Consider the following 14,172-nt stretch of genomic DNA (forward strand, 5'->3'; position numbering starts at 1 on the left):
ATCGGTCACGCGACGACCGGTCAGGTGTTGAACGGTCGCGCGACGACCGGTCAGGTGTTGAACCGTCAGGCGCTCAGGGGGTACTCCACGCCCAGCTCGCGGAAGACCGCGCTGTTGAAGGCGAAGGCGCGCTTGCACTCGTCGACGATCCGCTGCTTCTCCAGGTCGTCGGCGTTCACCCCGTCGAGCAGCTCCCGGTAGCTCCGCTTGAACGCCGCCGGGTTGGAGATCTCCTCGAAGACGTAGAAGCGGACCCCGTCGCCCTTGCGGTCGAAGCCCCAGGTCCGCTCCGCCTTGTCGCGGATGATCTGACCGCCCGACAGGTCGCCCAGGTAGCGCGTGTAGTGGTGGGCCACATAGCCCGCCGGCCAGTCGCGGGCGCACTCGGCGACCCGCTCGGCGTAGGCGACGGTGGCGGGCAGCGGGGAGACGCCCTCGCGCCAGCCGGGGCCGCGCAGATGGGCGAGGTCCTGCTCCAGGGCGGCCGTGCGGAACAGCTCGGGCTGTATGAAGGGCCCGGCGACCGGGTCCGCGCGCAGCGCCTCCGCGCCCTCCTCCAGGGCCCGGTACACGAACCAGAGCTGCTCGGTGTACCGCGCGTACGCGTCGACGGCCAGCCGTCCGCCCAGCAGGTCACCCATGAAGGACGAGGTCTCCGCCTCCGTGTGCTGCGCGTGCGAGGCCGTGCGGATGAGCGTCGAGAAGGGCGTGTCCAAGGCGTGCCTCCGAGACCGATGGGACGGGAACCAGTGACGATCCTGCCGAGTTAGGCTTACCTAAGTCAACTGGTTCCCGACGTCCTGTCGGTAAAACGCTACCCATTCCTAGGGTCAGGGCAACGTAAGGATTTCGGCCCCGTTCTCGGTCACGACGAGCGTGTGCTCGAACTGCGCCGTCCGCTTCCGGTCCTTGGTCACCACGGTCCAGCCGTCGTCCCACATGTCGTAGTCGTGGGTGCCGAGCGTCAGCATCGGCTCGATCGTGAACGTCATGCCGGTCTTGATCTCGGTGGTGTGGTGGGGCGAGTCGTAGTGCGGGACGATCAGGCCGGAGTGGAACGACGAGTTGATGCCGTGCCCGGTGAAGTCACGCACGACGCCGTAGCCGAAGCGCTTGGCGTACGACTCGATGACCCGCCCGATGATGTTGATCTGGCGGCCCGGCTTCACCGCCTTGATCGCGCGGTTGAGGGACTCCCGGGTGCGCTCCACGAGCAGCCGCGACTCCTCGTCGACGTCGCCGCAGAGGTAGGTGGCGTTGTTGTCGCCGTGGACGCCGTTGATGTACGCGGTGACGTCCAGGTTCACGATGTCGCCGTCCCGCAGGACGGTGGAGTCCGGGATGCCGTGGCAGATGACCTCGTTGATCGAGGCGCACAGCGACTTCGGGAAGCCGCGGTAGCCCAGCGTGGACGGGTAGGCGCCGTGGTCGCACATGTACTCGTGCGCGACCCGGTCGAGCTCGTCGGTGGTGACGCCCGGGGCGATGTGCTTGGCGGCCTCCTCCATCGCCTGTGCGGCGATGCGGCCGGCGATCCGCATCCGTTCGATGGTGTCGGAATCCTGCACCTCGGGCCCGGTGTACGGGGCCGGTGCGGGCTTCCCGACGTACTCGGGGCGGCGGATGGAGCCCGGAACGGAGCGGTGGGGGGAGAGCTCCCCCGGTACGAGAAGCGACTGGCCAGACATGCCAGCGAGTCTAACGACCGGGTCTGGGGCAGCATGGTCTCGGAGGAAGGAGCCGAAGACGATGGCCCTGTTCAAGAAGCGCACGGTGGGCAAACCGGGCGAGTGGTACTACTGCCTGGAACACAAGAAGGTCGAGGAGGGCCCCGAGTGCCCGGCGAAGGACCGCTTCGGCCCGTACGCCAGCCGTGAGGAGGCCACCCACGCCATGGAGACCGCCCGCGAGCGGAACCTGGAGTGGGAGACGGACCCGCGCTGGCACGACGCGGCGGGGAAGGACAAGACGCCGGAGGAGTAGCCGCCCGGGGCCCCGGACTCCGGCCTGCGGAGTCCAGGGGCCCGCGGGGACGCTCGGGCGGCCCCGGCGGGCTGGGCGGTCAGGGCTCCGCGGGGACGCTCCGGCGCTCTCGGCGGGCCGGCGGTCAGGACCCCGCGCGGCCGCTCAGGCGACCTCGGCGGTCTCGCGCTGCGTCGCCTCCTGCTGGGCCTTCCGCCGCAGCGAGTCCTCGTCCGTCGTCGAGTCGTACGTGAGGAGCTTCGGCAGCGCCAGGCAGAGCAGGCCGACCGAGGCGACGCACGCCACGCCACCCGTCCAGACGGCCGCCCGGGTGCCGGTCCAGCCGGCCATGACGCCCGCCCGGACCTGGCCCAGCTGCGGGCCCACGCTGTAGGAGAGCACCTCGATGCCGGCGAGCCGGCCGCGCAGCTCCTCCGGGATCGTCTGGTTCCAGATCGTGGCCCGGCCGAGCCCGCTCAGCATGTCGCCCGCGCCCGCGAAGGCCAGGCACAGCAGCACCAGCCACACGTTCCCGAACCAGCCGGCCGCCGCGATCGCCAGACCCCAGCCGGCCGCGCCCCCGGCCACGAGCAGCCCGTGCCGCCGCACCTTCGAGGTCCAGCCGCTGGTCAGGCCGAGGACGAGGGAGCCGACCGAGCCCGCCGCGTACATCAGGCCGAGCGACCAGTCCGCGTCCAGCTCGTCCGCGAGGAACGGGAAGATCGTGTTCGGGAAGGCGAACAGCATCGCCGCCAGGTCGATCACGTACGTGCCCAGCAGCACCGGCCGCGACCAGGCGTACCGCGCCCCCTCCGCGATGCCCCGCAGCGAGGGCTTCTCCGCGTCGTGCGCGGGCGGCGCGGGCGACAGCCGGCGGCACATCAGGACCGAGACCGCGAAACAGGCGACCGTCACCCCGTACGCGGGCGCGTGACCCGCGTACGCCACCACCAGGCCCGCGACGGCCGGGCCCGCGATCGAGCCGATCTGCCAGCGCAGCGAGTTCAGCGCGGCCGCCGCCGTCTGCTGGTCGTGCGGCACGATCCGGGCGAGCAGCGAGTCGAGCGCCGGACGCTGGAGCCCCGCGAGCGCCGACACCCCGGCCGCGACCACGTACAGCGGCCAGAGCATCGGGTCCGGGAGCAGTGAGTTCAGCAGCAGGAGCACGGCGAGCAGTCCGAGCCCCGCCTCCGTCCAGAGGATCACCTTCCGACGGTCGACCGCGTCCGCGAGCGCCCCGCCGTACAGGCCGAACACCACGAGCGGCACCAGCTCGACCGCGCCCATCGCACCGACGGCGAGCGGGGAGCCCGTCAGCTCCTTGATCTGGAGCGGCAGGGCGATCATCGCCATCGCGCTGCCGAAGTACGTGACGAGCCCCTGCACCCACAGGAGCCGGAAGTCGCCGGAGGAACGCCACGGCGCGAGATCGGGCAGCAGGGCGGAGAGTCGGGAGAGGGGGGAGGACACGAAAGGTCATGCTCCGTCCGCCGGACGGCGGGGGCAACCGAATTACGGGCGCCGCGCCCGTCGTCCCGTACGGGTGGAAGCTCGCCGATCGCCCGCGCGCGGGCCCCGGCTCGGGCAGGATGCGGGCCCATGGATGCCGTACGGGTCGCGTTGCTGCGGGAAGTGCTCGCCGGGACGGAATGGCCGGGGGCGGCCCGCCGGTTCGCGGGCGCGCTCCGGTCCTCCGTCGTGCCGCACCGGGGCGGACTGCTCCTCGTGGGCACGGCGGAGTACGAGCCGTGGCACCTGGCGGCGCACCTGGTCGACGAGTCCGCCTGGTCGGGGCTCCCGGAGCTGGCGCCGACCCTCGTACGGCACCGGGTGCGCCCCGGCGACCCGGCGCACCTGGCCGTCGGCCTCGGCCGCCTGGAGGCCGCCGGGCGCGGGGCGACCCTGCTCATGGTGGCCCCGGAGCGGCCGGACGCGGGGCTGCTCCAGCGGGTGCACGACGCCCGTCGCGCGGGAGCGACGGTGCTCACGCTCGACGGGGGCGACGAGGAGGTGCGGGGCCTCGCGCACGAGACGCTCACCGTGACGGAGGGCGCCGGGGTCGACCTGGACACGGTGCAGCACCTGGTGAGCGCGGCGGCCGGGGAGAACAGCCTGCCGTCACCACGCGGAACCCGCCGCTTCCGGGACCGCCTCTCGGACCTCGCGGACCGGCTGACGGCCCCGCCGCCCGCCCGCTGGTGACGCGCGGACCGTCCCGGCCGACCCGACCGGTCGGTAATGTCGGGGCCATGACTACGACTGAGAGCAAGCCCGCCCCCAAGGACCCCTGGGACCTCCCCGACGTCTCCGGTCTCGTCGTCGGCGTCCTCGGCGGCACCGGCGACCAGGGCCGCGGCCTCGCCTACCGGCTCGCCAAGGCCGGCCAGAAGGTGATCATCGGTTCCCGCGCCGCCGAGCGCGCGCAGGACATCGCCGCGGAGATCGGCCACGGCGTCGAGGGTGCCGACAATGCCGAGACCGCCCGCCGCAGCGACGTCGTGATCGTCGCCGTGCCGTGGGAGGGGCACGCCAAGACCCTGGAGTCCCTGCGCGAGGAGCTCCGCGGCAAGCTCGTCGTGGACTGCGTCAACCCGCTCGGCTTCGACAAGAAGGGCGCCTACGCCCTCAAGCCCGAGGAGGGCTCGGCCGCCGAGCAGGCCGCCGCGCTCCTCCCGGACTCCCGGGTCGCCGCCGCCTTCCACCACCTCTCGGCGGTGCTCCTCAAGGACACCTCCATCGAGGAGATCGACACCGACGTCATGGTCCTCGGCGAGGAGCGCGCCGACGTCGAGATCGTCCAGGCCCTCGCCGGCCGCATCGCCGGCATGCGGGGCGTCTTCGCCGGGCGGCTGCGCAACGCCCACCAGGTCGAGTCGCTCGTCGCCAACCTGATCTCGGTCAACCGCCGCTACAAGGCGCACGCGGGACTCCGGGTCACCGACATCTGAGCCGGTCCCGTCGCGGATCGGGGCATGGGGGACACTGGACGGGCACGAAACGCCGTATCCGGACAGGAGCCGACCCCATGCCCCGCCTCGCCCTCTACGCCCTCGTGGTCTGCGCCCTGGCCGTGGCCGCGGCCGTCGTCTCCTTCGTCCAGGGCAGCTTCCTCGGCATCGTCTGGGTCCTCCTCGCCGGCCTCTCCTCCAACATGGCCTGGTACTACCTCCGCCGCGCGAAGGCCGAGAAGGCCGCGGCGGCCCAGGGCTGACCGAGCCCCGGGCGGATCGCCCGGGGCGGCCGGGGTCCACGCGGCCGGCGACCACGGGGCCGGGGACCGCGCGGGCGGCGACCACGCGGCCGGGGGCTACGGCAGGTCCGGCAGCCAGTTGCCGTGGAAGCCGTGCGGCACCCGGGCCGGCAGATGGATCGTGGCCACCGGTTCGGCCGCGAGGTCGTCGGCGTCGAGGACGACCAGGTCGCTGCGGCCGGAGCCGGCGTCGTGGACGTACGCCATGAGCCAGCCGGCCGGGGACCCGTCGGCGGCCGGGGCGAACGAGGCCTCACCGGGCGTGCGGGCCGGACCGAAGTCGTGGGTGACGGACGACCCCGCGCCCAGGTCGTAGCGCACCAGCGCGTTTCCGCAGGTCACGTGCCCGTGCGCGGCCCGTAGCCCGGCCAGCCGGTCGTCCACCCGCGGGAACTCGCCCGGGCGGTCGTCGCACTGTTCCTCCCGGACGGTCCCCGTGGCGGGGTCGATCGTCCACTTCCACAGCACGGCCTCCCCGCTCCGGTCGACCGTCCCGTCCGCGGCGCGCCGCCACAGCTCGGGGTAGCGCATGACGTGGACGACGATCGTCCCGTCCGCCGCGTCGTACGCGTTGAGTACGTGGAACACGTAGCAGGGGTCGACGCCGAACCAGCGCACCCGCCCGTACGGGTCGTCGCGGCGCAGCACGCCGAGCCGGGCCCCGTACCCGTCGTCCCAGCGGTACGGCATCGTGCCGGTGCCGGCGAGGCCGAAGTCGAAGACCACCGGCAGGTCCAGGAAGACGACGTGCCCGGCCGTGAGGCTGAAGTCGTGCATCATCGTCGGCCCCGGCACCTCCACCGGCCGGCTGACCGTCAGCTCGCCGGAGGCCTCGGCCCGGTGGTAGGTGAGGTACGGGGCCTCCGCGATCCCGTAGCCGAAGAAGTGCAGTTCCCCGGTGAGGGGGCAGGTCTTGGGGTGCGCGGTCATCGCGGTCGTCAGCCGGCCGCCGAAGTCGTACGGGCCGACGGTGTCGAGCGCGGGGGCGAGCTCGTAGGGCAGGGCCGTCTCGACGAGGGCGAGGGTGCGGCCGGCGTGCCGGACGACGTGGGTGTTGGCCGGGCCCGCGGTGAGATCCCGCCGGCCCCGCTCGTCGTACATCCGGGCCCCGTCGGTGAACGCGGTCGTGCGGACCCAGCGGTTGCGGTACGAGACGGCCCGGCCGCCCTCGAGCCGTACGCCGTGGACCATGCCGTCGCCGAAGAACCAGTGGCCGGAGGCGGCGTCGGCCGGGTTCGGCCCGTTGCGCAGGTACCAGCCGGTCAGCTCCTCGGGGATCCGCCCGGTGACGGGCAGCTCGTGGGCGGTCAGCTCTTCGGTGACCGGGGCGTAGTTGCCGGAGAGGTGGCGGGGGGAGGTGGAGGAGCTCATCGGGCACCGGCCTTGGTCTGGAGGGAGGCGACGTAGCGGGAGGTGAACAGCATCGGGACGACGAACCCGGCGGCCTGGACGGCCGTGGCGGCCGTCGAGTGGCCCTGGCCGGCCCGGGCGAGGAGCGCGAGCACGCCGGCGGTCAGCGCGAAGGCGGCCGTCCAGACGGTGGTGATGACGGTGTTGGCCCGCACGAAGGGGCGCAGCCCCCAGACCTCGGGCGGCGTGGTGCGCTTGGCGATGCCCAGGGTGAAGGGCCTGCCGATGAGCAGCGAGACCGCGGCGATCAGGGCCAGGATGGCCGAGGACAGGGCCGCCGAGTAGCCGTGCACGGCCGATGCCGGGTCGGCGAAGGCGATGCCTGCCAGGGCCGCGAAGAAGACCGCCGAGCCGATCTCGATGATCAGCGCGTCGAACCCGGCCCCTTCGCGGCGCTGCTGCACGGTCACCGCGAGGGCGGCCACCAGGGCGGCGAGCGCGCCCCACTGCCACTGGGTGGACGGGATCACCGCGAAGACGATCCACGGAAGGAAGGTGCGCACGTAGGACATCGAAGACCCCCGTCTGCTGTTCGCTGCTCTGACGTTCCTGTTCTGACATGTCGAAGCTAGACGTTCCAGGAGTGACATGTCAAGAATGGAAGGTAAGGTTGTGCGTATGAGCCTTCGACACGCCCTCCTGGGACTTCTTTCCGAGCGCCCCGCCAGCGGCTACGACCTGCTGAAGCGCTTCGAGACCTCGCTGGCCAACGTCTGGCCCGCCACCCAGAGCCAGATGTACGGCGAGCTGTCCAAGCTCGCCGCCGCCGGGCTGATCAGCGTCTCGGCGGAAGGGCCGCGCGGCCGCAAGGAGTACACCCTCACCGACGAGGGCATGGCCGAGCTGCGTCACTGGCTGACGGAGACCGAGCCGCAGCGCAACCCCCGCAGCGAAACCCTGCTGAGGGTCTTCTTCCTCGGCGTGCTGACGCGGGAGCAGGCGAGCGGCTATCTCGCCGGACTGATGGACAGGTCCGAACGGGAACTCGAAGCCCTGCGCGAGCTGGAGCGGTCGATCGACTGGGGCGACGACCAGCTGTCGGTGTACGGCCGCATCGCCCTGGAGTACGGGCTCCGCCTCAACGAGATGAACCGCGAGTGGGCCCGCTGGGCGGCGACCCGGCTCCGCTAGGGCCTGTCCGGGGCGGACTCGGCCGGGAGGCTCGCACGGCCCCTCCCGGCCACGGTGCTACCGGGCCTGGCAGAACTCCGGGGGGCTCCCCTCCCAGACCCGGAACAGCTGCGAACCGCAGTAGCGGGCCGCCTCCGGCACCCCGAGGGCCCGCATCAGGGCGTCGATCGCGTCGAAGAAGGCGCTGTTGATCGCCGGCACGAACAGCAGCGCGATCACGATGAAGAAGCCGTACGGCGCGTACGGCGCGATCTGTCGCTTCACCTTGTACGACAGCCAGGGCTCCACCACCCCGTAGCCGTCAAGACCCGGCACCGGCAGGAAGTTCAGGAGCGCGGCCGTCACCTGGAGGAACGCCAGGAACGCCAGCGCGAACCGGAACGGCAGCGGGACGCCGTCGAGCGCGCCCAGCCAGAACGGCGCCGTGCAGACGAGCGCGAACAGCACGTTGGCCAGGGGGCCCGCCGCCGAGATCAGGCTGTGCTTCCAGCGGCCCCTGATCCGGCCGTGCTCGATGAAGACCGCGCCGCCCGGCAGACCGATCCCGCCCATGATCACGAACAGCACCGGCAGGATGATGCTCAGCCACGCGTGCGTGTACGCGAGCGGGTTCAGCGTCAGGTAGCCCTTGGCGCCCACCGTGATGTCCCCGCCGTGCAGGGCGGTGCGGGCGTGGGCGTACTCGTGCAGACAGAGCGACACCACCCAGGCCGAGGTCACGAAGAGGAACACCGCGACGCCCGGCGAGGCGGCGAAGTCCGTCCACACCGCCCAGCCGGTGACGGCCATGACGGCGAGGATCGCCAGGAAGACGGGGCTGATCCGCCGTTCGTGGCGCCGGGTGGTGGCCGTGGTCATCGCGGGGGCTCCCAGGGGGACGAAGGTCAGATGCCCGAGAAACGTACCGGCCCGCACGGGGAGTTCCACCCCCCCCGTGTGGGCAATCGTCCCGCTCGAGCAGGGGGGACCCCCATCGCCCCTTGCGGAACGCATGCCCACAACGGGGGCGGGTGGGCGCCGGCTCGGCGGGACGCGGCCCGTTAACGGGGCGGCGGCGCGCGGGGCTTGGCTCGCGGAGAATGGGGGCGTGCGTTACTTCGTGCTCGGTTCGACCATCGCCCGCGCCCCCGACGGCACCGACGTCCAAGTCGGCGGCCCCCGCGTCCGGGCCTTGCTCACCGTCCTCGCCCTGCGGGCCGGCCGGAACGTCCCCGTGCCCGACCTCGTGGACGAGGTGTGGCACGGCGACGAGCCGCCCGCCGACGCCCCCGCCGCGCTCCAGGCCCTCGTCGGCCGGCTGCGCAGGGCCCTCGGGCGGGACCGGGTGGTGTCCGCCGAGGGCGGCTACCGGCTCGACGCCCGGCCCGAGGACGTGGACGCCCGCCGTTTCGAGCACCTCGCCGCCGATGGCGTTGCCGCGCTCACCGCCGGCGACCCCACCCGCGCCGCCGCCCTCCTCGACGAGGCCCTCGGGCTGTGGCGCGGCCCCGCGCTCGCGGATCTGCCGGACCGGGACGCGGAGGCCGCCCGCTGGGAGGCCCGCCGGCTGGACGCCCGCCGCACCCGCCTCGACGCGGCCCTCGCCCTCGGCGACGCGCCCGCCGCCCTCCCGGAGCTCACCGCCCTCTGCGCCGCCCACCCGCTGGACGAGCCGCTGCAGGCCCTCCGGATCCGCGCCCTGCGGGACACGGGCCGCGCGGCGGAGGCTCTCGCCGCGTACGAGTCGGTGCGCCGCGCCCTCGCCACCCGCCTCGGTACCGATCCGTCACCCGCCCTCCGCGCCCTGCACGCCGAGCTCCTCGCCCCGGAGCCCCCGCGCACCCCCCTCCGGGGCAATCTGCGGGCGCGGCTCACCAGTTTCGTCGGGCGCGACGAGGAGATCGCCCTCGTCCGGGACGACCTGCGCGGTGCCCGGCTCGTGACCCTGCTCGGGCCCGGCGGGGCCGGGAAGACCCGGCTGTCGCAGGAGGCGGCCGAGCGCGGCACCGAGGACTGGCCGGACGGCGTCTGGGTGGCGGAGCTCGCGCCCGTACGGGACCCGGAGGCCGTCCCCGAGGCGGTCCTCGCGGCCGTCGGCGCCCGCGAGACCGTGCTGCGCGGCGCCGGCGCCGAGGAGCTCCGCGGCGGCGACGACCCGCTCGCCCGGCTCGTCGAGCACTGCGCGGGGCGGCGGATGCTGCTCCTCCTCGACAACTGCGAGCACCTCGTCGCCGCGGCCGCCGAACTCGCCGAGACCCTCCTCGCGCGCTGCCCGGAGCTCCGGGTGCTCGCCACGAGCCGGGAGCCGCTCGGTGTCCCGGGGGAGGCGATCCGGCCCCTGGGCCCGCTGCCGACCGGGATGGCGCTGCGGCTGCTCGGCGAGCGGGGCGCGGCGGTCCGTCCGGGCTTCCGCGTCGAGGACGACCCGGCCGCCGCGGGCGAGGTCGTGCGCCGTCTCGACGGTCTGCCGCTGGCGATCGAACTGGCGGCGGCCCGGCTGCGGATGCTGACCCTGCGCCAGATCGCGGACCGGCTGGACGACCGCTTCCGGCTCCTGACCTCCGGCGCCCGGACCGTACTGCCCCGGCAGCAGACCCTGCGGGCGGTCGTCGACTGGTCCTGGGACCTCCTGGACGAGGCCGAGCGGGCCGTCCTGCGCCGCCTCGCCGTCTTCACGGGCGGCTGCGACCTGGAGGCGGCCGAGGCGGTCTGCGCAGGGGAGGCCATCCCCGTCCTCGATGTGCTCGGGACTCTCGTCGACAAGTCCCTCGTCGTCGCCGCGCCCGCCGAGACCGGCATGCGCTACCGGCTCCTGGAGACCGTCGCCGAGTACGCCGGCGAGCGGCTCGACGAGGCGGGGGAGCGGACCGGCGCCGAGCGCCGGCACCTCACGTACTACCGCGAACTCGCCCGCCGTACCGACCCCGAGCTGCGCGGCGCGGGCCAGGCCGCGGCCGTCGCCCGCCTCGGCGCCGAGTACGGCAACATCCGCACCGCCCTGCGCCGGGCCGTCGACGCCCGGGACGAGGACGAGGCGCTGGTCCTCGTCCACTCGCTGCTCTGGTACTGGCAGATGCGCGATCTGCGCGGCGACGCCCTCCACTGGGCCGAGTCCGTCGTCGCGCTCGGCCCCGACCCGTTCGGGACGCCCGCCGCCCCCGTCGTACCGCTGCACGAGCCGTGCACGGCCGCGCCGCCGCCGCTCTCCGAGGAGCAGCGCTGGGAGGCCCGGCGCGGGGTGCGGCTGATCGAGCTGCTCAACATGGACCACGAGACCGGCCGATGGACCACCCCCGAGGGGGTGGAGCGGCTGCGGCGGATCAACGAGGTCTATCCGCCGGGCCTCCCGCAGACCTGCCGGCTGCCCGGCTCCTTCGCGGTCTTCGCCGTCCTCCTCATCGGCGAACCGGGCCGGATGGGCGAGGCCCTGGAGGCGCACGTCGCCGCCTGCCGCCGCTACGGCTACGACTGGGAGCTCGCCAACGCCCTCCAGCTGCGCGCCAACATGCTCGCCAACCGTGCCGACCTGGCCGAGCGGGCGAGCGCCGACGCCGAGGAGAGCCTGGAGATCTTCGTCCGGCTCGGGGACGCCTGGGGCGCGGCCGAGGCGCTGTCCTCGCGGGCCGAGGCCCGTGAGCGGCGGCTGGAGTTCGAGGGCGCCGCCCAGGACTTCGCCGACGCCATCGCGTACGCGGAGCGGATCGGCGCCCAGTCCCAGATGGCCCTGCTGCGCGCCCGGTACGCCGACATGCTGATCGAGACCGGCCGCCGTGAGGAGGCGGAGCGGATCCTGCGGGAGGTCGTGGAGGGCGAGCACGGCCGGGGTCACGAACCGATGCTGGCGGCCCGGATCTTCCTGGCGCTGCTGCTCGGCCGGACGGGCCGTACGGCGGAGGCCCGGGTGCATCTGGAGCGGCTGCTCGACGAGTTCAGCTCGGAGACCTTCTCCATCTTCGAGGGCTTCACGCTGGGCAGCCTGGCCTGGGTGTTCAACCTGGAAGAGGGGTACGGCCCGGCGCTCGGTCTTGCCCGGCAGGCGTACGAGCGCTCCCTCGGCGCCCTGTCGCTGATGGTCGCCCCGCAGATGCCGGCGGTCCATCTGATCAGTGCCGCCTGGGCGCTCGCCGGGCTCGGCGGCCCTCCGGCCCGTACCGCCGCGGTGCTGCTCGGGGCGTACGAGGGGCTGCTGCCGCCGGGTCATCTGCCGCCGCCGATGGAGCGGGAGAACCGGGCGAGGGCGACGGAACTGACCCGGTCCGCGCTGGCGGACGGGGAGTTCGAGGCGGCATACGCGGAGGGCGGCGGCCTCTCCCTGGAGGAGGCCGCCGCCCTGCTCGGTCGCGCCGCCGACGCGATCAGTGAGCGCGCCGAGTCATGATCCCCCGGTCGGGACTCAGGTCTTCTTGCGGAACTTGGCGACCGCGAGCGGTGCCGTCACGACGGTGATCAGCGCCGCCCAGCCGAGGGTCATCCACACCGAGTGGGCGACCGGGCCGCCGTTGATGAGGTGACGGGCGGCGTCGGCGAGGTTGGACAGCGGGTTGTAGTCGGTGAAGGTCTGCAGCCAGCCGGGCATCGTCGTCGGCGGGGCGAAGATCGAGGAGCCGAACTGCAGCGGCATCAGGACGAGCATGGCCATGCCCTGGACGGCCTGGGCCGTCTTCATGGTGAGGCCGAGCAGGATGAAGATCCACATCAGGGCGGCGCCGAAGACCATCGACAGACCGATGGCGGCGAAGAGGTGCAGGACCGAGGTGTGGATCGTCAGGCCGAGCAGGAAGCCCATGCCGAGCAGGATCGCGGTGGCGATGAGCATCCGGCCCACCTCGACGACGATCTTCGCGATGAGGACCGAGGAGCGGGCGATCGGCATGGTCCGGAACCGGTCCATGACGCCCTTCTTGAAGTCGTCGTTGATGCCGGTGCCGACGCCCATCGCGATGTTCATGCCCATCATGGCCATCAGGCCGGGCGTCACGTAGTTGACGTAGACGTCGTTGTTGCCCTTGCCGGCGATGGCGCCGCCGAAGACGTACACGAACAGCAGGATGAAGATGATCGGCATCAGGACGGCGTCGAACATCGACTCCGGGTCCTGCTTGATCTGGAGGGCGTTGCGCCGGGCCAGGGCGCCGATGTGGCGGAGGTTGGCCCGCAGGCCGATCCGGCCCTCCGCGGCGGGCGCGGTGCGCGCGGCGGCCGGACCCGGATCCCGGGTGTCGGCGGGGGACTTGGTGACAGTGGTCGTGCTCACGCGGCGACCTCCTCGTTGATCGCGCCGGAGAGTTCGGCGTCGGCGGTCTTCTGGCCGGTGATCGCGAGGAACACCTCGTCCAGGCTGGGCAGATGGGTGCCGATGTGGGAGATGCCGAAGCCGCGGGCGCCGAGCAGGGCCACGACGGCCGTCAGCTGCTCGTCGGCGAGGATCGGCACGTACAGCACGCCCTCGTCGGGCACGACGGTCGAGCCGGCGACCCCGTCGAGACCGGTCTCGCGGAGCGCGGCGGCCATGGCGGGCAGCTGTCCCGGGTCCACGGGGCGGACCTTCAGGGTCCGGCCGCCGACCTTCGCCTTGAGCTCGTCGACGCCGCCGCGGGCGATGACCTTGCCCTTGTCGATGACGGTCAGCTCGTTCGCGAGCTGCTCCGCCTCCTCCATGTACTGGGTGGTGAGGAGGACGGTCGCGCCCTCGGAGACCATGTGCTGCACCTCGTCCCACACCTCGTTGCGGGTGCGGGGGTCGAGGCCGGTGGTCGGCTCGTCCAGGTAGAGGACGGCGGGCTGCCCGATCATGGAGGCGGCGAGGTCGAGGCGGCGCCGCATGCCGCCGGAGTAGTTCATGGCCGGGCGCTTGGCGGCGTCGGTGAGGGAGAAGCGCTCCAGCATCTCGTCGGCGCGGCGGCGGGCGTCGGCGCGGGAGAGGTCGAGCAGCCGCCCGATCATGTAGAGGTTCTCCCAGCCGGACAGCTTCTCGTCGACCGAGGCGTACTGACCGGTGAGGCCGATGGTGCGGCGCAGCTGGCGGGGGTGCTTCACCACGTCGTAGCCGGCGACGGTGGCGGTCCCGGCGTCCGGGACGAGGAGGGTGGACAGGCAGCGGACGAGGGTGGTCTTCCCGGCGCCGTTGGGGCCGAGGACCCCGAGGACGGTGCCTTCCCGGACGTCCAGGTCGACCCCGTCGAGGGCCTTCGTGGCGCCGAAGTGCTTCACGAGGCCCCGGACCTCGACGGCGTTGGTGTGTGATCGCGTCATGTCCACCATGGAACAGGGCGCCACCGACAAGCCCCCGACAGACGACCGACAGCCCGCCGATGGGGGATGTCGGCGGGCTGTCGGAGGTGCCGCAGTGGCTCTGCGTGCCCAAGATTTGTTCCGTTGGTGACCTCGGGTGCTCTGCGGTAGGCCCGGCCTCAGATGAGCAGCCGGTGACCGGTGACCGG

The 14,172-nt window shown here is 73.1% G+C and carries 14 protein-coding genes; 6 read left to right on the forward strand and 8 right to left on the reverse strand.

Annotation, left to right across the window (positions count from 1 at the left end; genetic code table 11):
• Positions 1-65: 65 nt before the first annotated feature.
• A complete protein-coding gene (locus ACF07V_RS09415; protein WP_392152702.1) occupies positions 66-716 on the reverse strand; it encodes a heme oxygenase (biliverdin-producing) in 651 nt (216 codons plus the stop codon).
• A gap of 114 nt (positions 717-830) precedes the next feature.
• Entirely contained in the window at positions 831-1,688 is an 858-nt protein-coding gene (gene map, locus ACF07V_RS09420; RefSeq protein ID WP_033209659.1) for a type I methionyl aminopeptidase, read from the reverse strand.
• Positions 1,689-1,749: 61 nt separating this feature from the next.
• Here map and ACF07V_RS09425 point away from each other — a divergent pair, with 61 nt between their 5' ends.
• A complete protein-coding gene (locus ACF07V_RS09425; protein ID WP_392152704.1) occupies positions 1,750-1,983 on the forward strand; it encodes a hypothetical protein in 234 nt (77 codons plus the stop codon).
• A gap of 144 nt (positions 1,984-2,127) precedes the next feature.
• Here ACF07V_RS09425 and ACF07V_RS09430 read toward each other — a convergent pair whose 3' ends face one another.
• The gene (locus ACF07V_RS09430; RefSeq protein WP_392152705.1) at positions 2,128-3,432 is read right to left on the reverse strand and encodes an MFS transporter; all 1,305 of its coding nucleotides are present in this window, start codon (positions 3,430-3,432) and stop codon (positions 2,128-2,130) included.
• A 129-nt stretch (positions 3,433-3,561) separates the two neighbouring features.
• On the opposite strand from ACF07V_RS09430, the gene ACF07V_RS09435 reads away from it, so the two are divergent.
• The 3 genes from ACF07V_RS09435 (at position 3,562) to ACF07V_RS09445 (ending at position 5,173) form a co-directional block, all read left to right on the forward strand.
• Positions 3,562-4,164: a hypothetical protein gene (locus tag ACF07V_RS09435; protein WP_392152707.1), complete on the forward strand. Its 603-nt coding sequence runs from the start codon at positions 3,562-3,564 to the stop codon at positions 4,162-4,164.
• A 47-nt stretch (positions 4,165-4,211) separates the two neighbouring features.
• Positions 4,212-4,910 (forward strand): NADPH-dependent F420 reductase, encoded by a 699-nt coding sequence (gene npdG / locus ACF07V_RS09440; RefSeq protein WP_392152709.1) that lies wholly within the window; start codon positions 4,212-4,214, stop codon positions 4,908-4,910.
• Between the two features lie 77 nt (positions 4,911-4,987).
• On the forward strand, positions 4,988-5,173 hold the full coding sequence (locus ACF07V_RS09445) for a hypothetical protein (RefSeq protein WP_362658266.1): 186 nt from the start codon (positions 4,988-4,990) through the stop codon (positions 5,171-5,173).
• Between the two features lie 96 nt (positions 5,174-5,269).
• On the opposite strand, the gene ACF07V_RS09450 is transcribed toward ACF07V_RS09445, so the two are convergent.
• Entirely contained in the window at positions 5,270-6,583 is a 1,314-nt protein-coding gene (locus ACF07V_RS09450; RefSeq protein ID WP_392152711.1) for a carotenoid oxygenase family protein, read from the reverse strand.
• Positions 6,580-7,134, reverse strand: coding sequence for a hypothetical protein (locus ACF07V_RS09455; protein WP_392152712.1), 555 nt, complete (start codon positions 7,132-7,134; stop codon positions 6,580-6,582). The genes ACF07V_RS09450 and ACF07V_RS09455 overlap by 4 nt, the downstream gene beginning before the upstream one ends.
• A 106-nt stretch (positions 7,135-7,240) precedes the next feature.
• On the opposite strand from ACF07V_RS09455, the gene ACF07V_RS09460 reads away from it, so the two are divergent.
• Entirely contained in the window at positions 7,241-7,753 is a 513-nt protein-coding gene (locus ACF07V_RS09460) for a PadR family transcriptional regulator (protein WP_392152714.1), read from the forward strand.
• Positions 7,754-7,810: 57 nt separating this feature from the next.
• Here the strand turns inward: ACF07V_RS09460 and ACF07V_RS09465 are convergent, their stop codons facing one another.
• The gene (locus ACF07V_RS09465; protein WP_392152716.1) at positions 7,811-8,611 is read right to left on the reverse strand and encodes a site-2 protease family protein; all 801 of its coding nucleotides are present in this window, start codon (positions 8,609-8,611) and stop codon (positions 7,811-7,813) included.
• Positions 8,612-8,840: 229 nt separating this feature from the next.
• Between ACF07V_RS09465 and ACF07V_RS09470 the strand changes: the two genes are divergently transcribed.
• A complete protein-coding gene (locus tag ACF07V_RS09470; RefSeq protein WP_392152717.1) occupies positions 8,841-12,110 on the forward strand; it encodes a BTAD domain-containing putative transcriptional regulator in 3,270 nt (1,089 codons plus the stop codon).
• A gap of 15 nt (positions 12,111-12,125) precedes the next feature.
• On the opposite strand, the gene ACF07V_RS09475 is transcribed toward ACF07V_RS09470, so the two are convergent.
• Positions 12,126-12,986 (reverse strand): ABC transporter permease, encoded by an 861-nt coding sequence (locus tag ACF07V_RS09475; protein WP_392152719.1) that lies wholly within the window; start codon positions 12,984-12,986, stop codon positions 12,126-12,128.
• A complete protein-coding gene (locus ACF07V_RS09480; RefSeq protein ID WP_392152720.1) occupies positions 12,983-13,993 on the reverse strand; it encodes an ATP-binding cassette domain-containing protein in 1,011 nt (336 codons plus the stop codon). Before ACF07V_RS09480 ends, ACF07V_RS09475 begins: the two co-directional genes overlap by 4 nt.
• Positions 13,994-14,172 lie beyond the last annotated feature (179 nt).

The sequence above is a fragment of the Streptomyces sp. NPDC015661 genome, from assembly GCF_043077765.1.
Lineage (GTDB): Bacteria > Actinomycetota > Actinomycetes > Streptomycetales > Streptomycetaceae > Streptomyces.